Here is a 21075-nt window from a genome sequence, read left to right on the forward strand (position 1 = left end):
GGTGTTAAGATGAAGCGCGAGTCTTACGGAGTCCGAATGATGAACCCGACCCCCGCTTTCGACATGCTGCTGTTCGGCGGCACCGGCGACCTGGTGATGCGCAAACTGTTGCCGGCGCTGTTCGGCGCGCACGCGGCAGGCCTGCTGCACCCGCTAGGGCGCATCTACGCGCTCGGCCGCCAGCCCTTGTCGCGCGACGACTACCTGGCGCTTGCCTCGCGCGACGCGCGCGCGCACTGCGACGGCGCCGACGATGCGCGCTGGGCGGCGTTTTGCGCGCGCATCGACTACCTGCAGGTCGACGCGACGCGCGCGGCCGACTTTGCCGCACTGGCCGAGCGGCTGTCCGGCGACGACGGCCGCGTGCGCGTGGTCTACCTGGCCACTGCGCCCGGCCTGTTCGTGCCGATCTGCGAACACCTGGCAGCGGCTGGCCTTGCCGACGCGCGCACCCGGCTGGTGCTGGAGAAGCCGCTGGGGCACGACCTCGCGTCGGCCGACGCCATCAACGACGCGGTGTCGCGGCACTTTGCCGAGGACCAGCTGTACCGGATCGACCATTACCTCGGCAAGGAGTCGGTGCAGAACCTGCTGGCGCTGCGCTTCGGCAACACCCTGTTCGAGCCGCTGTGGCGGCGCGAGTGGGTCGAGAGCGTGCAGATCACGCTGGCCGAGGAGATCGGCGTCGCCGGCCGCGGCGAATTCTACGAGCGCACTGGCGCGCTCAGGGACATGGTGCAGAACCATCTGCTGCAGCTGTTGTGCATCGTCGCGATGGAGCCGCCGGCCTCGCTCGACGCCGACGCGGTGCGCGACGAGAAGCTCAAGGTTTTGAAGGCGCTCGCGCCGTTCGACGCGGCGTCGGTGGCGCGCGACACGGTGCGCGGCCAGTACCAGGCGGGCGCCAGCGGCGGGGTCGCGGTCGAAGGCTACCGCGCGGAGGAGGGCGTCGCCGCGGACAGCCGCACCGAGACCTACGTCGCGCTGAAGACGTCGATCGGCAACTGGCGCTGGGCCGGCGTGCCGTTCTATCTGCGCACCGGCAAGCGGCTCGCTCGGCGCCAGGCCGAGATCGTGATCACCTTCCGCGACGTGCCGCACAAGCTGTTCGACGTGCCGCCGATGTGCCGCAACGCCAACCGGCTGGTGATCGAGCTGCAACCGGAGGAGAGCATCCGCCTGTGGTTCCGCGCGAAGACGCCGGGCGACGGCATGGACCTGCAGCCGGTCTCCCTCAACCTCGACTTTCACGAGACCTTCCGCGTGCGCCGGGTCGACGCGTACGAGCGCCTGCTGCTCGACGTGATCCGCGGCCGTCTCGCGCTCTTCATGCGGCGCGACGAGCAGGCCGCCGCCTGGCGCTGGGTCGAGCCGCTGCTTGCGGCTTGGGCGGCCGATACGGCCGGCCCGCGCCCGTATATGGCCGGCAGCTGGGGGCCGGCGGCGGCGAGCACGCTCATCGCGCGCGATGGCCTGAGCTGGCCGGAGGAATGCTGAGATGGCGCACCTGACGACCCTGCCCGCCTGGCACGCGCTGCACGCGCACTTTGACGCGGTGCGCGACCGGCAGATGCGCGAGCTGTTCGAACAGGACCCGTCGCGCGCCGAACGTTACTCGCTGTCGGTCGGCGGGCTGTTGCTCGACTACTCGAAGAACCGCGTCGACGACGAGACGTTGCGCCGCCTGTTCGCGTTGGCGGATGAAGCCGGCGTGCCGGCGCGCATCGCCGCGATGTTCGCGGGCGAGCGCATCAACCGTACCGAGGGCCGTGCCGCGCTGCACGTCGCGCTGAGGAACCGCGCGAACACGCCGGTGCTGCTGGATGGCGTCGACGTGATGCCGGCCGTCAACGCGGTGCTTGGGCGGATGGCGCGCTTCTCGCACGCGGTGCGCTACGGCGACTGGCTGGGCTACACCGGGCAGCCGATCACCGACATCGTCAATATCGGCATCGGCGGCTCGGACCTCGGCCCACAGATGGTGTGCAAGGCGCTGGCACCGTTCGGCCACCCGCGCCTGCGCATGCACTTCGTCTCCAACGTCGACGGCGAGCAGCTTCGGCAGGCGCTGGACCGCGTGCACCCGCAAAGCACGCTGTTCGTCGTCGAGTCGAAGACCTTCACCACGCAGGAGACGCTGACCAACGCGCTGACCGCGCGCGCGTGGTTCGTCGAGCGCAGCGGCGAGCCCGCCGCCGTCGCCCGCCACTTCGTCGCGGTGTCGACCAACCGGCAGGCGGTCGCCGAATTCGGCATTGACCCGGATAACATGTTCGAGTTCTGGGACTGGGTCGGCGGCCGCTTCTCGCTGTGGTCGGCGATCGGCCTGCCCATCATGCTGTACCTGGGCGAGGCGCACTTTCTCGCGCTGCTCGAAGGCGCGCACCGCATGGACGAGCATTTCCGCCACGCGCCGCTTGAGGCGAACATGCCGGTGATCCTCGCCATGCTCGGGGTCTGGTACATCAACTGCTACGGCGGCGGCAGCCACGTGATCGCGCCCTACGACCAGCTGCTCGAGCGCTTCCCGGCGTTCATCCAGCAGCTCGACATGGAGAGCAACGGCAAGAGCGTGACCGCCGACGGCGCGCCGGTCGGCGTCGAGACCGCGCCCATCATCTGGGGCGAGACCGGCATCAACGGCCAGCACGCGTTTTTCCAGCTGTTGCACCAGGGCACGCACATCTCGCCGATCGACCTGATCGCGTCGCTGCGCACCCGCTCCGGCCTTGCCGGCCACCACGACATCCTGCTGGCCAACCTGCTCGCGCAGGCCGAGGCCTTCATGCGCGGCAAGACCGAGGCCGAGGCGCGCGCCGAACTGGTGGCGCAGGGGCTGGACGAGGCGCGGGTGGCGGCGTTGCTGCCGCACAAGGTGTTCGGCGGCAACCGGCCGTCCAACCTGTTGCTGCTCGACGCGCTGACGCCGCACAACCTGGGCAGCCTCGTCGCGCTCTACGAGCACAAGATCTTCGTGCAGGGCGTGGTGTGGGGGGTGAACAGCTTCGACCAGTGGGGGGTCGAACTGGGCAAGCAACTGGCGCGCGGCATCCTCGCCGAGTTGCGCGGCGAGGCCCCGCCGGGGACGCACGACAGCTCGACCGCGCGTCTGATCCGGCTGATCCGCCGGGTGCGGGGCGGCGCCGGCACATGAAAAAAGCGGGGCTTTCGCCCCGCTTGGTTTTGCCGGTACCCGCCGCTCAGTGCTGCAGGATCTTGGAGAGGAACTGCTGCGCACGCTCGGAGCGCGGGCTGCCGAAGAACGCATCCTTGTGGCAGTCCTCGACGATGTGGCCGCGATCCATAAAGATCACGCGGTCGGCCACGCGGCGGGCGAAGCCCATCTCGTGGGTCACGCACATCATGGTCATGCCTTCCTGAGCGAGCTCGGTCATCACGTCGAGCACTTCGTTGATCATCTCCGGGTCGAGCGCCGAGGTCGGCTCGTCGAACAGCATGCAGATCGGGTCCATCGCCAGCGCGCGGGCGATGGCGACGCGCTGCTGCTGGCCGCCGGAGAGCTGGCCCGGGTGCTTGTGCGCGTGCGCCTTCAGGCCGACGCGCTCGAGCAGCGCGAGGCCCTTGGCTTCGGCTTCGTCGCGGCCGCGGCCGAGCACCTTGATCTGCGCGATCGCCAGGTTCTCGGTGATGGTCAGGTGCGGGAACAGCTCGAAGTGCTGGAACACCATGCCGACCTGGCTGCGCAGCTTGGGCAGGTTGGTCTTCGGGTTGCCGACCGAGGTGCCGTTGACGATGATCTCGCCCTTCTGGAACGGCTCGAGCGCGTTCACGCACTTGATCAGCGTCGACTTGCCCGAACCGGACGGGCCGCACACCACCACCACCTCACCCTTGGCGACGCTGGTGGTGCAATCGGTCAGCACCTGGAACTCGCCGTACCACTTGCTGACGTTCTGGATGGAAATCATCTCGCTCATACTGCCAACCTTTTCTGCAAACGCTTCACCATCTGCGAAGCGAAGAAACTCACCATGAAATAGACCGCGCCCGCGAACAGCAGGAACTCGTGCGGCAGGCCGAGGATGTCGCCGCGCGAACGGGCGCTGCTCAGGAAGTCCATCAGGCCGACCGCGTAGACCAGCGAGGTATCCTGGAACAGGATGATCGACTGCTGCAACAGCAGCGGCATCATCTTGCGGAATGCCTGCGGCAGGATCACCAGGCGCATCGCCTGGCCGTAGGTCATCCCCAGCGCGTACGCGGCGTTGACCTGGCCGCGCGAGATCGACTGGATGCCGGCGCGCACGATTTCGCAGTAGTACGCGGCCTCGAACATCATGAAGGCGACCAGGCAAGAGGCGAACGCGCCGACCGGCACGAAGTCGCCGGTGATCCAGTTCAGCAGCATCGGCACCGCCAGGTAGAACCAGATGATGACGAGCAGCAGCGGGACCGAGCGGAAGATGTTGACGTAGCCCTTGGCGAAGCCGGACAGGAGCGGGTTGCTCGACAGGCGAAGCAGCGCGAGCACGGTACCCAGCGCGATGCCGCCGACCACGGCCATCACCAGCAGCTCGAGGGTGAGCTTCATGCCCTCCCACAGGTCGGGCAGGGCAGGAACGATCTGCGAAAAGTCCATCACTTACCTCCCTCGACCATCAGGCCGGGGATGCGCACGCGCTTCTCGACCCAGCCCATGAACTTCATGATGCTCATGTTGAGCGTGAAATAGATCAGCGTCGCCAGCGTGAATGCCTCGAATATGTTCGCCGAGAATTCCGCGGTCTGCTTGGCCTGCGCCAGCAGTTCCATCAGGCCGATCAGCGAGGCGACCGACGAGTTCTTGAACACGTTGAGGAACTCGGAGGTGAGCGGCGGGATCACCACGCGGAACGCCTGCGGCAGCAGCACGTGGCGGTACACCTGGGGCAGCGTGAAGCCGACCGCCATCGCGGCGTTGGCCTGTCCCTTGGGCAGCGCCTGGATGCCGGTACGCACCTGTTCGCACACGCGCGCGGCGGTGAAGAGGCCCAGGCACAGGGTGACCGAGATATACGCGGACACCATCGGGTTCAGCTCCTGCTTGAACCAGACCTGGGTCTGTTCCGGCAGGTAGTCCGGCACCACGAAGTACCAGATGAACAGCTGGACGAGCAGCGGCACGTTGCGGAACAGTTCGACGTACGCGGTCGCGAGGCCCGACAGCCACTTATTGGGAAGCGTGCGCATCACGCCGAGCAGGCCGCCGATGACGAGGGCGATCGCCCACGCCGCCAGCGCCAGCGCGATGGTCCAGCCCAGACCGCTGATGAACCAGTCGAGGTAGATCTCGTCGCCGATCCCGGTGGACTTGAAGAAAATATTCCAGTCCCAGTTGTAATTCATGTTTGCTCCATCAAAGAAAGGGGGCGAGATGCCCCCTTCGTTAGCCTGGCGATGGGGGTCAGCTTGCCGCCGGCTTGTCGGTAGGCTTGGCGATCAAGGCCTTCACCTCCGGCGACATCGGGAAATTGAGGTTGAGGTTCTTCGGCGGCACCGGCTTCATGAACCACTTGTCGTAGATCTTGTTGATCTGGCCCGACTTGTAGGTCGCGACGATCGCCTGGTCGACCACCTGCTTGAACGGCGCGTCACCCTTGCGCACCATGCACCCGTACACCTCGGCCGACTGCGGCTTGCCGACTACCACCCAGTCTGCCGGCTTGCGCGCCTTGGCGCGTTCGCCGTACAGCATGGCGTCGTCGGTCATGAACGCGGCGGCGCGGCCGGACTCGAGCATCAGGAACGACTCGCCGTTGTCCTTGGCGGCGACGATGTTCATGCCCAGCTTGTCGCGGGCGTTCATTGCGCGCATCAGGCGTTCGCCGGTGGTGCCGGCGGACACGACCACGTTCTTGCCCTTGAGGTCGGCGAAGTCCTTGATGCCGGAGTCCTTCTTCACCATCAGGCGGGTGCCGATCTCGAAGATGCCGACCGAGAAGTCGACCTGGCGCTGGCGCTCGACGTTGTTGGTCGTCGCGCCGCACTCGATGTCGATCGTGCCGTTCTGCAGCAGCGGGATGCGCGTCTGGCCGGTGACCATGTTGTAGCGCACCTGCAGGTTCGGCATGTTCAGCTCTTTCTTGACCGCGGCGACGATGTTCTGCGCGAGGTCGATCGAGTAGCCGACCGGCTCGCGGCCGCCTGCCAGGTAGGCAAACGGGATCGCAGAGTCGCGGTGGCCGAGCACGATCACGCCGGAATCCTTGATCTTCTTCAGGGTTCCGGTCGGTTCGGCGGCGACGGCATGGCCGGCGACGAGGGCGCAAGCGATGGCTGCGGGCAGCAGGCGTGTGAAGCGGGTCATGACTCTATTTCTCCAGATCTGGATGGATGGAAACGGCCGGTATGGCCTGCCTGCGTGGCGGTACCGTTCTGTGCGGTGCCTGCCGGCAGGGCTTTGTCTACGGCGATGCGCAGTGCATCCGGCTAAAATATTAGCAAATACTAAAGCGTCATCACGTTCGCCTAGTTTCCGACAAATCCGGGCACATGGCCTTTGATCTGGCTCAAATTCCCTGAACGGACCGCGCGCCGGCGCGGTCCGTGATCCCCGTTTCCGGGAGGCTTACAGTTGCTCGGCGGCCTTGTCGGTCGGGCGCTTGATCAGGCCCTTGACCGCGCCGGACATCGGGAAGCCCAGGTTCAGGTTCTTCGGCGGGACCGGCTTCATGAACCACTTGTCGTAGATCTTGTTGATCTCGCCGGAGGCGTAGGTGGCCTTGATCGCGTCGTCGACGGTCTTCTTGAACGCGGTATCCCCCTTGCGCACCATGCAGCCGTACACCTCGTACGATTGCGGGGTACCGACCACCACCCAGTTGCCCGGGTTCTTGGCCTTGGCCATTTCGCCGAACAACAGCGCGTCGTCCATCATGAACGCGGCAGCGCGGCCGGACTCGAGCATCAGGAACGATTCGCCGTGGTCCTTGGCGGAGATGATGTTCATGCCCAGGCTCTTGGACGCGTTCATCGCCTTGAGCAGGCGCTCGGAGGTCGTGCCGGCGGTGGTCACCACGTTCTTGCCCTTGAGGTCGGCGAAGTCCTTCACGCCCGAGGTCTTAGCGGTCAACAGGCGGGTGCCGATCTCGAAGATGCCGACCGAGAAGTCGACCTGGCGCTGGCGTTCCGGGTTGTTGGTGGTCGAGCCGCACTCGAGGTCGACGGTGCCGTTCTGCACCAGCGGGATACGGGTCTGCGAGGTCACCAGGTTGTAGCGCACCTGCAGGTTCGGCATGTTCAGGTCCTTCTTCAGCTTCTCGACGACCTTCATCTGCAGGTCGTGCGAGTAGCCCATCGGCGTGGCGCCGCCGGCGAGGTAGGAGAAGGGGATGGAGTTGTCGCGGTGGCCGAGCACGACCACGCCCGAGTCCTTGATCTTCTTCAGGGTACCGGTCAGTTCGGCGGCGACGGCGGGTGCAGCGACGAACGACGCGGCAACGGCCAGGTTCAGAGCACGTACAGCAAGGCGCATGGAGTGTTTCTCCTGTCTTCGGGTTTGCAAGGTGGACGCACGCCGAGCCCCCGCTCGCTACGCGTCCGGTCTGGGTTTTGTTGTATTTAGTGCGAGCGCAGCTGGCGCAGGAACTGCTTGGCGCGTTCGTGCTGCGGGTTGCTGAAGAATTCTTCCGGTTTCGCCTGCTCGACGACCTGGCCCTGGTCGACGAAGACCACGTAGTCGGCGACTTCGCGCGCGAAGCCCATCTCGTGCGTCACGCACATCATGGTCATGCCGGACTTGGCAAGGTCGCGCATCACCTGCAGCACTTCGCCGATCATTTCCGGGTCGAGCGCCGAGGTCGGCTCGTCGAACAGCATCACCTTGGGCTGCATGGCGAGCCCGCGGGCGATGGCGACGCGCTGCTGCTGGCCGCCGGACAGTTGTGCCGGGAACGCGTCCTTCTTGTGGGCGAGCCCGACGCGGTCGAGCAGTTCGACCGCCAGCTGTTCGGCGGCGGCCTTGCCCATTTTCTTGACGCGGATCGGCGACAGCGTGATGTTGTCGAGGACCGAAAGGTGGGGGTAGAGGTTGAAGTGCTGGAACACGAAGCCGACTTCGGCGCGCAGCGCGTTGAGGTCGGTCTTGGGGTCGGTGACGTTCTTACCGTCGACCCAGATTTCGCCTTCGCTGATGGTTTCCAGCTGGTTGATCGTGCGGATCAGCGTCGACTTGCCCGACCCGGACGGGCCGCACACGACGACGACTTCGCCCTGGTGGACGTTGAGGTTGACCCCGTTGAGGACGTGCAGGTCCTTGAACCACTTGTGGACGTTGGTGAGCCTGATCATGCCGCGCTTCCCCTGCTAGGCAGTTGTTTCTCCAGCCCCCGGCAGGCAGCGGCGCGCAGCCGACGCACGGCCACACTCCCCTGCCCGCACGCCGCGGGCCGCTCTTTGTTCGTTCTCTCGTTATCCGCCGCGTGGTCGCGGTCTTGATTTGTGCGGGCCTTTGGCGCCTCGGCGCCCTGGCGTCAGCTAGCCAGGTGGTTGGCGACGGCGACGTACTGGGCCACCGTCAGGTTTTCGGCCCGAAGGCCGGGGTCGATGCCGAGCGCGGCGAAGGCCGCGTCGTCCAGCACGCCCTTGAGGTTGTTGCGCAGGGTCTTGCGCCTTTGCGCGAACGCCTTGAGCACCACGTCCGCGAACAGCACCTCGTCACGGGCGATGCCGCAACGGCCCGGCGCCGGGATCATGCGCACCACGGCCGAGTCGACCTTGGGCGGCGGCCAGAACGCGCCGGGCGGTACTGCGAGCACCTGCTCCATCTCGAAGCGGTACTGCAGCATCACGCTCAGGCGGCCGTAGTCGGCTGTGCCCGGTTCGGCGACCATCCGTTCGACCACTTCCTTCTGCAGCATGAAGTGCATGTCGACCACCCGCTCGGCGTACGTCGCCAGGTGGAACAGCAGCGGCGTCGAGATGTTGTACGGCAGGTTGCCGGCCACCTTGAAGCGCTTGCCCAGTTCCGAGAAGTCGTACGCTAGCGCATCGCCCTCGTGGATCGTCAACTGCCCCGGCGCGAACGTCGACTTCAGCCGCGCGATGATGTCGCGGTCGATCTCGACCACGTGCAAGTGGCCTGCGCGCTCGAGCAGCGGGCGCGTCAAGGCGCCCAGGCCCGGGCCGATTTCGACGATGGTCTCGCCCGGCAGCGGCCGGATCGCGTCGACGATGTCTTCGATCACCTTCGTGTCCTGCAGGAAGTTCTGACCGAAGCGCTTGCGTGGGATGTGTTGGCTCATGTTGTCGTACGGTGCTTACGATTGTCGATTGTAAACTGCCCGACAAGCAGGATGCCAACCCTTGCTGCCGAAAAATAGGCAAAAATTGCTGCGATCCCCGATGCCGCGCGCATTTTTACCCGGTTCCGCCCGCCAGCGCCAGCCCCCCGACCAATAGCGCGTAACGCAGCGACTTGCCGAGCACGATCCATGCCAGGCATTTTAGCCAAGGCAGGCGCAGCCAGCCGGCCGCCAGCGGCAGCGCATCGCCGACCAAGGGCACCCACGCGAGCACCAGCGCGGCCGGCCCGAAGCGAGCGAACCAGCGTGCGGCGCGCGCGGGCAGCTCCTTGCGCGGCGCGCGCCGGCCCAGCCACAGGCTGGTCGCACTGCCCGCGCTGTTGGCGAGGCTGGCGGTCAGCCAGGCGGGCAGCGCGAGCGCCGGCCATTTCAACAGTAGAGCGCCCAGTGCGAGCTCGGAGTTGCCCGGCAGCACGGTCGCCGACAGGAAGGCCGACAGCGCGAGCGCCGCGAGCGCGGCGGCCTCGTCCACGGTTTCAGGCGTCGAAGGCGAAACCGTCGCCACCGGCAGCGCGCACCGCCGCGGTCAGCGTCGCGCCGAACTCGGCGCCATCGCGCGCGGCGATCCACTGCTGGCCCTTGCGCGCGAAGTGGTAGCCGCCGCTGCGCGCGGCGATCCACACCTCCTGGTTGGCGGCGTGGCGGTTGACGACGATCTTGTCGCCGCTATCGAATTCGATCTCCAGCACGTTGCCCGCGCGCAGGGTGTCGGCGTCGACGCCGGCCGCGTCGATGGCCGCTTCGATCCGTTCGAACAGCGCGTCGGTCAGCGCCAGGAATTCGCTCTCGTTCATGTCGTTTTTTCCACAAAGAGTTATCCCCAGCCGGGCGCGATGGGCGCGCGCGGACGGGTTTGCTAGTATGACGATTTTGCCACATCCGGACCCAACGATATGCGAACCGTGATCTGCCTGATGGTGCTCGCGCTGTCCGTCAGCGCCTGCGGCTATAAGGGCGGCCTCTACCTGCCGAAGGACGGTGCCGCGCCCAGCCAGGAAAGCCGCCAGCCGTGAACCATTTTCCCTTCCGTAACGACCAGCTGCAGGTGGAAGACCTGCCGCTGACCGAGGTCGCCGAGCGCTTCGGCACGCCCTGCTATGTGTATTCGCGCACGGCGCTGAGCGAGGCGTTCGCCGCCTACCGCGACGCCTTTGCCGCCCTGAACCCGCTGATCTGCTACGCGGTCAAGGCCAACGCCAACCTGTCCATCCTGCAACTGTTCGCCAAGCTTGGCGCCGGTTTCGACATCGTCTCCGGCGGCGAACTCGCGCGCGTGCTCGCCGCGGGCGCCGACGCGGGCAAGGTGGTGTTCTCCGGCGTCGGCAAGTCCGAGGCCGAGATGGAGATGGCGCTGCAGGCGGGCATCCACTGCTTCAACGTCGAGTCGGTCAACGAGCTCGTCCGCCTGAACGCGGTCGCCGGCCGGCTGGGCAAGCGCGCGCCGGTCAGCCTGCGCGTGAACCCGGACGTCGACGCGCAGACCCATCCGTATATCTCGACCGGCCTCAAGGGCAACAAGTTCGGCATCGCCTACGACATCGCCTACGACGTCTACCGCGAGGCGGCGGCGCTGCCCAACCTCAAGGTGACCGGCATCGACTGCCACATCGGCTCGCAACTGACCGACGCGGCGCCGCTGATCGAGGCGCTTGACCGCCTGCTCTTGCTGATCGACCGCCTGCAGGCGGCCGGCATCGCGCTCGAGCATGTCGACATCGGCGGCGGCCTCGGCATCCGCTATCACGACGAGACGCCGCCCGACCTGCCCGCCTACGCGCGCGCGGTCGCCGAGCGGCTCGCCGGGCGCGGCCTGCGCCTGGTGATGGAGCCGGGCCGCTCGCTGGTCGGCAACGCCGGCGTGCTGTTGACCCGCGTCGAGTACATGAAGCTGGGCGAGGACAAGAACTTCGCGGTGGTCGACGCGGCGATGAACGACCTGCTGCGCCCGTCGCTGTACTCCGCCTACCACGCGATCATGCCGGTGACGCGCGTGGCGGGGCTGCCCGCGCTCACCTGCGACGTGGTCGGACCGATCTGCGAGTCGAGCGACTTCCTCGGCAAGGACCGCGAACTCGCGGTTGCCGAGGGCGGCCTGCTCGCCGTGTTCTCCAGCGGCGCGTACGGCTCGACGATGTCGAGCAACTACAACACGCGTCCGCGCGCGGCCGAGGTGCTGGTCGACGGCGCCGACGCCCGCCTGATCCGCCGCCGCGAGACGCTGGACGAGCTGCTCGCCAACGAGCGGGAGTTGCTGGCGTGAGCGCGGCCGTCCGCCTGGCCGACCTCGCTTCGGCCGCCGAGCGCGAATTGCTGGTCGGGCTGACTGACGTGTACGCGCGCGACCCCATGGGCGGCGGCGTGCCGCTGCCCGCGGACATCCGCGCGCGGCTCGCCGACGCGCTGTTCAAGCACGAGAACCGGCTGTTCGCGCTGATCGCCGAGGAGGACGGGCAGGCCATCGGCCACGCGCTGTGCGTGGAGGGCTTCTCCAGCTTCAAGGCGGCCGGCACCTGCAACCTGCACGATCTGTCGGTCGTGCCGCGCGCGCGCGGGCAGGGCGTCGGCCGCAGGCTGCTCGCTGCGGTCGAGGCCGAGGCCAGCCGGCGCGGGCTGTGCCGGGTGACGCTAGAAGTGCGGCCCGACAACGCGACCGGCCGCGCGCTGTACGCGTCGGCCGGTTTCGAGCCGGCCGCGCTCGGCGGCCAGGCCTACCTGATGATGGAAAAGTCCCTGTAGCGCGCACCCACGCTCTCGCAAGGCAAGACAAGAAAAAACGGCTGGGAAAGCGGCATGTACAGGGTGTACATGCGCGTTTCGAAGCCGTTTTTTTACGCCGTGTCACCTACGTGCAGCAGGCTGAGAATGGCCTCTTACAGACTGAAGCTGCCGCTTGCGACCAGGTACAGCGCGGCCAGCGCGAGGCCGACCACCAGCGCCGCGCACACGCGCTCGCCGTGGCTGCTGAATACCGGCAGGCCGCGCTCGTGCCGCGCCTTCGCGTAGAACGCGATGCCCGGCGCGTAGAGGATCATCGACAGCAGCAGGTAGGACAGCCCGCCCGCGTAGATCAGCCACAGCCCGTACACGGTGCCCAGTGCGGTCAGGCCGACCAGTGTGCCCGAGCGCACCCGCGCCGCGAGCGCGAGCTTGAGTCCGAACGCCGCGCACAGCAGGTAGGGGATCAGCGCCATCGATGACGCCAGCTGGATCAGGATGTTGTAGCCGGCTTCGTTGAAATGGTTGATCACCAGCACCAGCGCGATTAGGCCGTTGGTCAGCCACAGCGCGTTGGCCGGCGTGCCGTGCGCGTTGAGGCGGCCGAAGCAGCGCGGCGCGGTGTTGTGTTCGCCGCGGGCAGCCAGGTACAGCATCTCGCTGGAGATCAGCGTCCACGCCAACAGCGCGCCGCCGACAGACAGGATCAGCCCGATATTGATCAGCACGCCGCCCCACGGGCCGACCGCGCGCGCCATCACCGCCGCCATCGACGGATTCTTCATCTGCGCGAGTTCCGCCTGCGGCACCACGCCCAGCGACAGCACCGACACGCAGATCAGCAGCAGCACGGTGATCAAAAAGCCCAGGATGGTCGCGCGGCTGACGGTGGCCATGTCGCGCGCGCGGCTGGCGTACACCGTCGCGCACTCGATGCCGAGGAATACCCACACCGTGTACAGCATGGTGTTCTTCACCTGGTCGGCGACGCTGCCCAGCTCGGCGCTGCCCCAGAAGTCGATCTCGAAGGTCTCGACCTTGAACGCCAGCAGCACGCACAGGATAAAGAGGCCGAGCGGGACGATCTTGGCGACGGTGACCACCAGGTTGAGGAAGGCCGCCGACTGCACGCCGCGCAGCACGAAGCCGTGCAGCACCGCCAGCACGGCCAGCCCGCACGCGAGCGCGGGTAGCGTGCTGCCCTCGCCGAAGAAGTCCAGCGCCTGGAAAGAGCCCAAGGCGCTGAACATCACCACCAGGTAGCCGACGTTGCCGATCCACACCGACATCCAGTAACCCCACGCGGCGTTGAAGCCCATGTAGTCGCCGAAGCCCGAGCGCGCGTAGCCGTACACGCCGTCGCCGATGTCCGGCCGGTTCACCGACAACCACTGGAAGATGCGGGTCAGCGCCAGCATGCCGACGAAGGTGACCGCCCACGCGATCAGGATGGCGCCGGCGCCGGCGCCCTCCGCCATGTTCTGCGGCAGGCTGAAGATGCCGCTGCCGACAATCGCGCCGACCACCAGCGCGGTCATCGCCACCGTGCCCAATTTTTTCTCCTGAGTCGTACTCATGCCAGGTCCCCCTTGGACAAAAAGCGGGCGGCCCAGACCCCTCGGGGCCGGGAGCCGCCCGGTCAATCACGGATGATGGAGAAGGCGCCGGATCAGAAGCGCAGCGACATGCAGCTGACCCCGCCGTCGACCTTGCGGTACTCGGAGGTGTCGACCTCGATCACCTCGTAGCCGAGCGCGGCGATCTTGGCGCGGGTCTTCGGGTAGCCGGAGGGCATGATCACCTTACCGTTGACCCAGATGCAGTTGGCCGCGTAGATCTCGTCTTCCGGCAACTCGATAATGTTGTACTTCTGGAATTCCGGCTTGGTCAGGAACTCGCCGGCGCACATCAGGTTGTTGTTCTCCAGGTAGGCGAGGCCGGTCTTCAGGTGCAGTACTTCCTTCATCTCGACCACCGAGCCTGTCATGCCGTACTTCTCGAGGATGGCGATCAGCTGGCGGGCGCCCTCGGCGTTGGTGCGCGCCGACTGGCCGATGTAGTAGTGGTCGCCGACCATCATCACGTCGCCGGCGTCCAGCGTGCCCGGGGCCTCGATGCGCTCGACGTGCTCGTAGAAGCGGTGCAGCACCGGTTCCATCAGCGCGGCCTCGCCGCGGCGGCTGTCGGCACCCGGGCGGGTGACGATCGCGCAATGCGGGGTGCATAGTGCCGGGTCCTCGACGAACACCGAGTCCGGGAACTCCTCGGCCGGCGGCAGGATGGTGATGTCGACGCCGCAGGTCTGCAGCGCGCGGATATAGGTGTTGTGCTGCTCGAGCGCCTTCTCGTAGATCGGTTTGCCGAGGTTGGAGGCGGACAGGCCGTCGACCAGGGCGCGGCAGGGGGTGCGGGCGATGATGTGCTTGAACATGGCTGGATCCTTTCCATGGTGGATACGGTGACAGCCTGTCTACAGCGAGAAGCGTGCCAGCTTTTTTGGCCAGTTTTGTCCGTTACGGACGTTTTTCGGGTGTTTTGTGGCGGTTTTTTGCGGATGCCCGCCTGTTTTTTGCCATGAATCGTCGGTTTTTCGACGGGTGTCGGTTTTTCGTCGGGGCAGGGGCAGGGTACGGCCGCGTGCTGTCGGTTTTTCGACGATACGGCCGTGAAGACGGGCGCAAAAAAGCCCGCACGCGGCGGGCTTTGCTGGACTGCGGCCGGGCTCAGCCTTCTTCTTCCTCGCCGTTGCCCTCCAGCTCGACGTGGCCGATCTGGCCGACGCAGCGGAACTCGATTTCCAGCAGCAGCTCGTCGATGCGGATCACCTGCAGGCGCACGCGGTCGCCGCGGGCGAGTTCCGGCAGGCCCGGGATGCGGGTGCGCACCGGCAGCGCGTCGAGGCGGACCAGGTCTTCCTTGATATAGGTCGCGGTCACCTCGCTGACGCCTTCCTGGCTGAACCAGCGCAGGCACCAGAAGAATTCCATGCGGTCCTGGAAGCCCAGATAGGCCGAGTAGGTGGTGTCGAAGTCGCGCATCAGCGCGAACAGCGTGGCGTCACCCTGCGCGAACTCGGGCTTGTCGCCACGGATCAGCGCGGTGAGCTGGCGCTGGTTGATGAAGTCCGCCGCGCGGCGCAGCGGCGAGGTCGCCCACGCGTACTGCGGCACGCCCAGGCCGACGTGCGGCTCGGGGCGGGTGGTCATCCTGACCTTGCCCATGCTCTGCGCACGGTAGAGCGCGGGGATGCCGGCCTCACCCAGCTGGCGGCCCCACTCGCAGTTGGCGAGGATCATCATCTCGGAGACCAGCTTGTCGATCGGCGAGCCGCGCTTGCGCTCGCTGATGATGACGCGGCCGTCCTCGATCGCGAAGTTGAAGTCGGTGCCCTGCGGCCGGGTCGGGTCGTACTTGCCGCGCGCCTTCTCGCGGGCGATCGCGAAGTCGTGCAGCCACAGCAGTTCCCGCTTGAACGGGTAGTCGACGCCGGGGTCATTGGCGATGGTCGCCTCGTTGAACAGCGGCTCCAGCGTGTGGTGGCGCAGGTTGGCGGCGATGGTGACGTTCTCGATGCGGTTCTCGAAACCGACGATCTCGAATTCCGGCGTTACCTCGGCGTACAGGCTGACCGACGGGCAGGGCTTGCCCTCGTCCAGCGTGAACATCTGCACCACGTCATCCGGCAGCATGGTGATCTTGTCGCCGGGGAAGTAGACGGTCGACAGCCGGCGGTAGACCAGCTTCTCGATGTCGGAGCCGACCGGCACGCCGAGCGTCGGAGCGGCGATATGGATGCCGACGCGGCGGTTGCCGTTAGCGAGCTCCGTCACCGACAGCGCGTCGTCGATCTCGGTGGTCGCCGCGTCGTCAATGGAGAAGGCGGCCACTTCGGCCAGCGGCAGCTCGGGGTGCGCCTCGGCCGGCGCGTACTTGCCGAAGCCGGTGCCGTTCGGGAAGTGTTCGAGCCTGAAGCCGGCCATCAGGTAGTCGGGCACCGACGGCAGGCCGCCGGCGTCGCGCAAAAGCTTCAGGGGCGAGGTCGACAGCGCGCGGCACGCGGCGTCGAGCGCCTTGTACTCGAGCGTGTTCTTGTCAGGACGCCACAGAAGCTGCATCAGCTGCGCGCGGATCTCGTCCGGCAGGCGGTGCGCCTTCAGCTCTTCGGCCCACGCGTCGACCTGCGCCTGCTCGCGCTTCTTCTTCTCGATGCCGGCGAGCGCGGCCTTCAGCGCGTCCTCCGGCGCCGCCTTGAAGCGGCCCTTGCCCTTCTTGTAGAAGTACATCGGCGCGCCGGCCAGACGGATCAGTGTCGCGGCGAGCTGCGCCGCGGTGGGCTTGTCGCCCCAGTATTCGCGGGCGAGCGCGTCGTAGTCGAATTCGTCGCTGCCGGCAACTTCCCACAGGAAGTCGAGGTCGAGCTCGGCGGCGAGCGCCTGAGCGTCGTCGAGGAAGGTTGCGAGCGGCGAGGAAAACTCGAGGAAGACGTTGGCGAGCTTGATCTTGGCGCGCTTGCCGTGCTGGGTGTCGACCTGCAGCGAGGCGTCGTTCTTGGAAACGACGGCGCCGACCTTGAAGCTGCCGCTTTCTTCGTAAAAAACATTCATGGCTGAAGCAGGCGGCCCGCGCCCGTCCGGTCTGTTGGCAAGGGCGCGATTATAGCAGAGCCCACCTCGCAGGCTCGCGCCCGCGCTTTGCCCGCGCCCGTCCTATGCTGGCTTAGCCGGCGGCCGCCGGCCTGCCTGCCAACTTTTAAAGGGAGCGTGCCCATGCCGCAAATCAACTGGAGCAACTGGACCGAGATCGCCGTCGCGATCGGCCTGAACCTGCTCGCCGCCGTCATCCTGTGGTTCGTCGGGCGCTGGCTGATCCGCCTCGCCTGCCGGCTGGTCGACGACCAGCTCAGCCGGCGCAAGGTCGACCCGACCATCGTGCGCTACGTCAATTCCTTCCTGTCAGGTTCGCTGACCGTCGTGCTGGTGGTCGCCATCCTTGGCTATTTCGGCGTCGAGACGACGACCTTCGCCGCGGCGATCGCCGCCGCCGGCGTCGCCATCGGCATGGCGTGGAGCGGCCTGTTGTCCAACTTTGCCGCCGGCGCCTTCCTGGTGGTGCTCAGGCCGTTCAAGGTCGGCGACTTCATCTGCGCGGGCGGCGTCACCGGCACGGTGCGCCATATCGGCCTGTTCGTCACCGCGATCGACACGCCGGACAACGTGCTGACCCAGGTTGGCAACAACAAGATCTTCTCCGACAACATCCAGAACTTCAGCGCCAACCCGTACCGCCGGGTCGAACTGAAGGCGCAACTGGCCGCCAGCGCCGACGTTCCCGCCGCGCGCCGCCTGCTCACCGAACGCCTGAAGGAAATCCACAACGTGCTGCCCGACCCGGCGCCGGACGTCGAGATCCTCGAGTTCACGCCGATGGGGCCGGTGCTCGCGGTGCGTCCGTACTGCCACAACGACCACTACTGGCAGGTCTACTTCGACTGCAACCGCGCGATCGTCGAGGCGCTGGCCGGTTTTCCGCGGCCGGACCAGGCGATGGCCGTCCACCAGCGCTAGCCGCGGCACCGCGCCCTGCGCTTTCGCGTATACTCGCCCGCTCGCGCCGGCTGCCATCCGCCGGCGCGCCTCTCCGATTCACCGCTTTGACGTCGGCGCGGGATGGATGCCGCCTCGCGGCTCGCCGCCGCAAGGAAACCGCATGACCACCTTCGCCGAACTCGGCCTGATCGAACCCCTGACCCGCGCCGTCGCCGACGCCGGTTATTCCACCCCGACCCCCATCCAGCTGCAGGCGATCCCGCAGGTGTTGAAGGGCGGCGACCTGATGGCCGCCGCGCAGACCGGCACCGGCAAGACCGCCGGCTTCACGCTGCCGCTGCTGCAGCGCTTGGCCACCACGCCGCCGGCAAGCGCGCGGCCGGGCCGCCCGCGCGCGCTGGTGCTGACACCGACCCGCGAGCTGGCCGCGCAGGTCGGCGAGTCGGTCGACACCTACGGCAAGTACCTGCCGCTCAAGTCGATGGTGATGTTCGGCGGCGTCAACATCAACCCGCAGATCCGCCAGCTCGGCCAGCGCCTCGACATCCTGGTGGCGACGCCGGGCCGCCTGCTCGACCACGCGCAGCAGAAGACGGTCGATTTGTCCGGCGTCGAGATCCTGGTGCTCGACGAGGCCGACCGCATGCTCGACATGGGCTTCATCCGCGACATCCGCAAGGTGCTCGCGCTGCTGCCGGCCAAGCGGCAGAACCTGCTCTACTCGGCGACCTTCTCCGACGAGATCAAGGCGCTGGCCGACGGCCTGCTCGACAAGCCGCAGATGGTCGAAGTGGCGCGCCGCAACACCGCCAGCGAGCTGGTCGGCCAGCGCGTGCACCTGGTCGACCGCGACAAGAAGACCGACCTGCTGATCCGTCTGGCCAAGGATGGCAACTGGCAGCAGGTGCTGGTGTTCACCCGCACCAAGCACGGCGCCAACCGGCTGGCCGAGAAGCTGGACAAGGCCGGCATCCGCGCCGCGGCGATCCACGGCAACAAGAGCCAGAACGCGCGCACCGCCGCGCTGGCCGGCTTCAAGTCGGGCGAATTGCAGGCGCTGGTCGCCACCGACATCGCCGCGCGCGGCCTCGACATCGACCAGCTGCCGCAGGTGGTCAACTTCGAGCTGCCCAACGTGCCGGAAGACTACGTGCATCGCATCGGCCGCACCGGCCGCGCCGGCAGCTCCGGCGAAGCGGTGTCGCTGGTGTGCGTCGACGAATTCAAGCTGCTCAAGGACATCGAGAAGCTGATCAAGAAGGACATCGAGCGTTTCGTGATCCCCGGCTTCGAGGCCGACCTGTCGGTGAAGCCCGAGCCGATCATGAAGCAGCGCGGCCAGCGCCCGCCGCAGGGCGGCCAGCCGCGCAGCGCACATGCGCCCAAGGGTGGCAACGCCGGCAAGCAGCCGCGTGCCGCACACGCGCACCAGAGCAAGCCGCAGGGCGCGCCGCGCGGCGGGCAGGGGCGTGGTGGCAACGGCGGCAACGCAGGGAGCGGCGGCAGCGGCAACACGCGCCGGGACGGCCGCCGCTAATCCTGTCTGGAATTAATTAACCCCGCTTCTAGTATGAATGGGTAAAGCATCGCCGCGCGGGCGTTCCGCCCCGCGGCGTCCTGCCGGAGCCCTGCCATGCCTCCTTCCCGCCTATGGCGCACGCTGCTGTTGTGTTGGCTGCCGGTCCTGCCGGCCTTGCCCGGCGCGTTTGTCGCTACCTGGCGGCTGCCTTACCCCGTCTTGCTGTTGCTGCTGGCCGGCAGTGCCGCCGCTGCCTGTGCGTTCGCGCGCGCGTTACACCACGCCAGCGTGCAGCGGGAGCGCCGGCAGGCCGGGCAGGACTGGACGCGCGCGGTGGTCGACGCCGCGCCCTTGCCGCTGCTGGTCAGCCAGCTGGACGACGGCACCATCCGCTACGCCAATGCCCGTGCGCGCCAGCTGCTCGGCGACGTCGACGGCCAGCCGCTGCACGCGCTGCTCGTCGATAGGGGGACGCGCGCGCGCGTCGGCAGCCTGACCTCGCCCGGCAAGGACGGCGAACGCGAGCTGGTGGGCGCCGGGGGGCGCTGCTTCCCGGCGCTGGTGTCGACCAGCCTGTTGCGCGACGCGCATGGTCCGCGGGTGCTGACCGGCCTGTTCGACATCGGCGACCGCAAGCGGCTGGAGGAGCGGGTACTGGCCGGGCAGACGGCGTTGCGCCGCGAACTGGCCGAGGTCGAGCGGCTGCGCGTGCAGCTCTCCGAGCAGGCGGTGCGCGACGGGCTGACCGGCGTGTTCAACCGGCGCTACCTCGACGGTTTCCTGCCCGGGGCGCTGGCGCTGGCCAAGCGCGAAGGCGGCGCGCTCAGCGTACTGCTGATCGACGCCGACCACTTCAAGAAGATCAACGACGGTTACGGCCACGCCAGCGGCGACCGGGTGCTCAAGGCGATCGGCGCCGAACTGGCGTCCATGTTCCGCGACTCGGACGTGGTCTGCCGTTACGGCGGCGAGGAGTTCGTCGTCGTGCTGCACGACGCGGATGCGCCCAGCGCCGAGCTTCGCGCGGGGCGGCTGCGCCGCCAGCTTGCCGCACAGGCGCTTGCGGCCGAAGACGGGCGGCCGCTGCGCTTCACCGTCTCGGTCGGCGTCGCCGCCTTTCCGCTGCACGGCACGAACGCCCAGGCGCTGCTGAACGCCGCCGACGCCGCGCTGTACCGCGCGAAGGCCGACGGCCGCGACCGCGTGTGCATCGCCGCGCTGCCGGCGTAAGCCCGGCGGCGTGCTAACATCGGCGCCATGGAACTCTACCGCTTCTTGCACCAACAGGGCTTCGGCAGCCGCAAGGAATGCCGCCAGCTGGTCGAGTACGGGCTGGTCGAGCTCTCCGGCTCAGCTTGTGACGACTGGCGCCTCGACGTCGACCCTGCCGCGCTATCCGGCCTGGTCGTCGACGGCGAGCCGTGGACGCCGCTGACCGGCCCGCTCTACCTGCTGCTCAACAAGCCCGCCGGCTACGAGACCTCGCACAAGCCGATGCACAACCCGACCGTGTACGGCCTGCTGCCGTGGCAGTTCGTCAACCGAGGCGTCAGCGCGGTCGGCCGTCTCGACGTCGACACCACCGGCCTCTTGCTGTTCTCCTCGGACGGCCAGTTCGTCCACGCGCTGACCTCCCCCAAACGGCATGTGCCCAAGTGCTACCTGGCCACCGTCAAGCACCCGCTCACCGACGCGCAGCTGAATGCCTTGCGCGCGGGCGTCTACCTGAAGGACGACGACGAGCGGGTGGTGGCCGACGAAGCGGTGGCGGACGACGCGCACACGCTCAGGCTGACCATCAGCCAGGGCAAGTACCATCAGGTCAAGCGCATGGTCGCCGCCGCCGGCAACCGGGTGACCGCCCTGCACCGGGTGTCGCTGGGCGCGCTGCGACTGGACGACCTGCCCGAGGGGCAGTGGCGCCACCTCACGGGCGAAGAGCTCGCCGCACTCGGCGTCCTTTGCTGACGCGTTCCTTGCAGACGCAAAAAAG

21 protein-coding genes are annotated in these 21075 nt (G+C 67.5%); 9 read left to right on the plus strand and 12 right to left on the minus strand.

Going from position 1 to position 21075, the window contains the following annotated elements; translation table 11 throughout:
• Positions 1-39: 39 nt before the first annotated feature.
• On the plus strand, positions 40-1497 hold the full coding sequence (gene zwf, locus GZH52_RS00330) for a glucose-6-phosphate dehydrogenase (RefSeq protein WP_163314829.1): 1458 nt from the start codon (positions 40-42) through the stop codon (positions 1495-1497).
• Between the two features lies 1 nt (position 1498).
• Positions 1499-3154 carry a glucose-6-phosphate isomerase gene (gene pgi, locus GZH52_RS00335; RefSeq protein WP_163314567.1) on the plus strand — a complete coding sequence of 552 codons (1656 nt, stop codon included), beginning with the start codon at positions 1499-1501 and terminating at the stop codon, positions 3152-3154.
• 46 nt (positions 3155-3200) lie between these two features.
• Here pgi and GZH52_RS00340 read toward each other — a convergent pair whose 3' ends face one another.
• From GZH52_RS00340 to cyaY, 9 genes are all read right to left on the minus strand, one after another.
• Positions 3201-3929 (minus strand): amino acid ABC transporter ATP-binding protein, encoded by a 729-nt coding sequence (locus tag GZH52_RS00340; protein WP_163314830.1) that lies wholly within the window; start codon positions 3927-3929, stop codon positions 3201-3203.
• Positions 3930-3934: 5 nt separating this feature from the next.
• Positions 3935-4600, minus strand: a complete 666-nt coding sequence (locus GZH52_RS00345) for an amino acid ABC transporter permease (RefSeq protein ID WP_203525531.1) — start codon at positions 4598-4600, stop codon at positions 3935-3937.
• Positions 4600-5346, minus strand: a complete 747-nt coding sequence (locus GZH52_RS00350; protein ID WP_163314569.1) for an amino acid ABC transporter permease — start codon at positions 5344-5346, stop codon at positions 4600-4602. Before GZH52_RS00350 ends, GZH52_RS00345 begins: the two co-directional genes overlap by 1 nt.
• 58 nt (positions 5347-5404) lie before the next feature.
• Complete coding sequence (locus GZH52_RS00355) at positions 5405-6307, minus strand: glutamate/aspartate ABC transporter substrate-binding protein (RefSeq protein ID WP_163314570.1); 903 nt, start codon at positions 6305-6307, stop codon at positions 5405-5407.
• A gap of 261 nt (positions 6308-6568) precedes the next feature.
• On the minus strand, positions 6569-7474 hold the full coding sequence (locus GZH52_RS00360; protein ID WP_163314571.1) for a glutamate/aspartate ABC transporter substrate-binding protein: 906 nt from the start codon (positions 7472-7474) through the stop codon (positions 6569-6571).
• 86 nt (positions 7475-7560) lie between these two features.
• On the minus strand, positions 7561-8289 hold the full coding sequence (locus GZH52_RS00365) for an amino acid ABC transporter ATP-binding protein (protein ID WP_163314572.1): 729 nt from the start codon (positions 8287-8289) through the stop codon (positions 7561-7563).
• Positions 8290-8471: 182 nt separating this feature from the next.
• A complete protein-coding gene (rsmA, locus tag GZH52_RS00370) occupies positions 8472-9242 on the minus strand; it encodes a 16S rRNA (adenine(1518)-N(6)/adenine(1519)-N(6))-dimethyltransferase RsmA (protein ID WP_163314573.1) in 771 nt (256 codons plus the stop codon).
• Between the two features lie 115 nt (positions 9243-9357).
• Positions 9358-9774 carry a DedA family protein gene (locus GZH52_RS00375; protein WP_163314574.1) on the minus strand — a complete coding sequence of 139 codons (417 nt, stop codon included), beginning with the start codon at positions 9772-9774 and terminating at the stop codon, positions 9358-9360.
• A 4-nt stretch (positions 9775-9778) separates the two neighbouring features.
• Positions 9779-10096, minus strand: coding sequence for an iron donor protein CyaY (gene cyaY, locus GZH52_RS00380; RefSeq protein ID WP_163314575.1), 318 nt, complete (start codon positions 10094-10096; stop codon positions 9779-9781).
• Between the two features lie 99 nt (positions 10097-10195).
• On the opposite strand from cyaY, the gene lptM reads away from it, so the two are divergent.
• Genes lptM through GZH52_RS00395 form a run of 3 tightly spaced genes read left to right on the plus strand, consistent with a single transcriptional unit; the run spans position 10196 to position 12038 of the window.
• Complete coding sequence (gene lptM, locus GZH52_RS00385) at positions 10196-10315, plus strand: LPS translocon maturation chaperone LptM (protein WP_136551371.1); 120 nt, start codon at positions 10196-10198, stop codon at positions 10313-10315.
• 26 nt (positions 10316-10341) lie between these two features.
• Complete coding sequence (lysA, locus tag GZH52_RS00390; RefSeq protein WP_203525570.1) at positions 10342-11562, plus strand: diaminopimelate decarboxylase; 1221 nt, start codon at positions 10342-10344, stop codon at positions 11560-11562.
• A complete protein-coding gene (locus GZH52_RS00395; RefSeq protein ID WP_349290617.1) occupies positions 11559-12038 on the plus strand; it encodes a GNAT family N-acetyltransferase in 480 nt (159 codons plus the stop codon). The genes lysA and GZH52_RS00395 overlap by 4 nt, the downstream gene beginning before the upstream one ends.
• A 134-nt stretch (positions 12039-12172) precedes the next feature.
• Here the strand turns inward: GZH52_RS00395 and GZH52_RS00400 are convergent, their stop codons facing one another.
• The 3 genes from GZH52_RS00400 to GZH52_RS00410 all read right to left on the minus strand — a co-directional run bounded on the left by GZH52_RS00400 (position 12173) and on the right by GZH52_RS00410 (position 16621).
• Complete coding sequence (locus GZH52_RS00400) at positions 12173-13594, minus strand: basic amino acid/polyamine antiporter (RefSeq protein ID WP_163314577.1); 1422 nt, start codon at positions 13592-13594, stop codon at positions 12173-12175.
• Positions 13595-13686: 92 nt separating this feature from the next.
• Positions 13687-14448 (minus strand): dimethylargininase, encoded by a 762-nt coding sequence (gene ddaH / locus GZH52_RS00405; RefSeq protein ID WP_163314578.1) that lies wholly within the window; start codon positions 14446-14448, stop codon positions 13687-13689.
• A 292-nt stretch (positions 14449-14740) separates the two neighbouring features.
• Positions 14741-16621, minus strand: a complete 1881-nt coding sequence (locus GZH52_RS00410; RefSeq protein WP_163314579.1) for a ribonuclease catalytic domain-containing protein — start codon at positions 16619-16621, stop codon at positions 14741-14743.
• Positions 16622-16783: 162 nt separating this feature from the next.
• Here GZH52_RS00410 and GZH52_RS00415 point away from each other — a divergent pair, with 162 nt between their 5' ends.
• From GZH52_RS00415 to GZH52_RS00430, 4 genes are all read left to right on the plus strand, one after another.
• Entirely contained in the window at positions 16784-17581 is a 798-nt protein-coding gene (locus GZH52_RS00415) for a mechanosensitive ion channel family protein (RefSeq protein ID WP_163314580.1), read from the plus strand.
• A gap of 142 nt (positions 17582-17723) precedes the next feature.
• Positions 17724-19100, plus strand: coding sequence for a DEAD/DEAH box helicase (locus GZH52_RS00420; protein ID WP_163314581.1), 1377 nt, complete (start codon positions 17724-17726; stop codon positions 19098-19100).
• A 96-nt stretch (positions 19101-19196) separates the two neighbouring features.
• Positions 19197-20312 (plus strand): GGDEF domain-containing protein, encoded by a 1116-nt coding sequence (locus GZH52_RS00425; RefSeq protein ID WP_163314582.1) that lies wholly within the window; start codon positions 19197-19199, stop codon positions 20310-20312.
• A 27-nt stretch (positions 20313-20339) separates the two neighbouring features.
• Entirely contained in the window at positions 20340-21050 is a 711-nt protein-coding gene (locus GZH52_RS00430; RefSeq protein WP_163314583.1) for a pseudouridine synthase, read from the plus strand.
• Positions 21051-21075: the final 25 nt, after the last annotated feature.

Origin of the sequence: Crenobacter caeni (genome assembly GCF_010435965.1) — a bacterium.
GTDB classification, from domain to species: domain Bacteria; phylum Pseudomonadota; class Gammaproteobacteria; order Burkholderiales; family Chromobacteriaceae; genus Craterilacuibacter; species Craterilacuibacter caeni.

Coding starts and splice junctions, on each gene's coding strand:
- GZH52_RS00360 (WP_163314571.1), bottom strand. CDS start 7,474: ATGCGCCTTGCTGTACGTGCTCTGAACCTGGCCGTTGCCGCGTCGTTC.
- cyaY (WP_163314575.1), bottom strand. CDS start 10,096: ATGAACGAGAGCGAATTCCTGGCGCTGACCGACGCGCTGTTCGAACGG.
- zwf (WP_163314829.1), top strand. CDS start 40: ATGAACCCGACCCCCGCTTTCGACATGCTGCTGTTCGGCGGCACCGGC.
- GZH52_RS00345 (WP_203525531.1), bottom strand. CDS start 4,600: ATGGACTTTTCGCAGATCGTTCCTGCCCTGCCCGACCTGTGGGAGGGC.
- GZH52_RS00425 (WP_163314582.1), top strand. CDS start 19,197: ATGCCTCCTTCCCGCCTATGGCGCACGCTGCTGTTGTGTTGGCTGCCG.
- GZH52_RS00415 (WP_163314580.1), top strand. CDS start 16,784: ATGCCGCAAATCAACTGGAGCAACTGGACCGAGATCGCCGTCGCGATC.
- GZH52_RS00340 (WP_163314830.1), bottom strand. CDS start 3,929: ATGATTTCCATCCAGAACGTCAGCAAGTGGTACGGCGAGTTCCAGGTG.
- GZH52_RS00410 (WP_163314579.1), bottom strand. CDS start 16,621: ATGAATGTTTTTTACGAAGAAAGCGGCAGCTTCAAGGTCGGCGCCGTC.
- GZH52_RS00420 (WP_163314581.1), top strand. CDS start 17,724: ATGACCACCTTCGCCGAACTCGGCCTGATCGAACCCCTGACCCGCGCC.
- lptM (WP_136551371.1), top strand. CDS start 10,196: ATGCGAACCGTGATCTGCCTGATGGTGCTCGCGCTGTCCGTCAGCGCC.
- GZH52_RS00350 (WP_163314569.1), bottom strand. CDS start 5,346: ATGAATTACAACTGGGACTGGAATATTTTCTTCAAGTCCACCGGGATC.
- pgi (WP_163314567.1), top strand. CDS start 1,499: ATGGCGCACCTGACGACCCTGCCCGCCTGGCACGCGCTGCACGCGCAC.
- ddaH (WP_163314578.1), bottom strand. CDS start 14,448: ATGTTCAAGCACATCATCGCCCGCACCCCCTGCCGCGCCCTGGTCGAC.
- GZH52_RS00365 (WP_163314572.1), bottom strand. CDS start 8,289: ATGATCAGGCTCACCAACGTCCACAAGTGGTTCAAGGACCTGCACGTC.
- GZH52_RS00355 (WP_163314570.1), bottom strand. CDS start 6,307: ATGACCCGCTTCACACGCCTGCTGCCCGCAGCCATCGCTTGCGCCCTC.
- GZH52_RS00400 (WP_163314577.1), bottom strand. CDS start 13,594: ATGAGTACGACTCAGGAGAAAAAATTGGGCACGGTGGCGATGACCGCG.
- GZH52_RS00430 (WP_163314583.1), top strand. CDS start 20,340: ATGGAACTCTACCGCTTCTTGCACCAACAGGGCTTCGGCAGCCGCAAG.
- rsmA (WP_163314573.1), bottom strand. CDS start 9,242: ATGAGCCAACACATCCCACGCAAGCGCTTCGGTCAGAACTTCCTGCAG.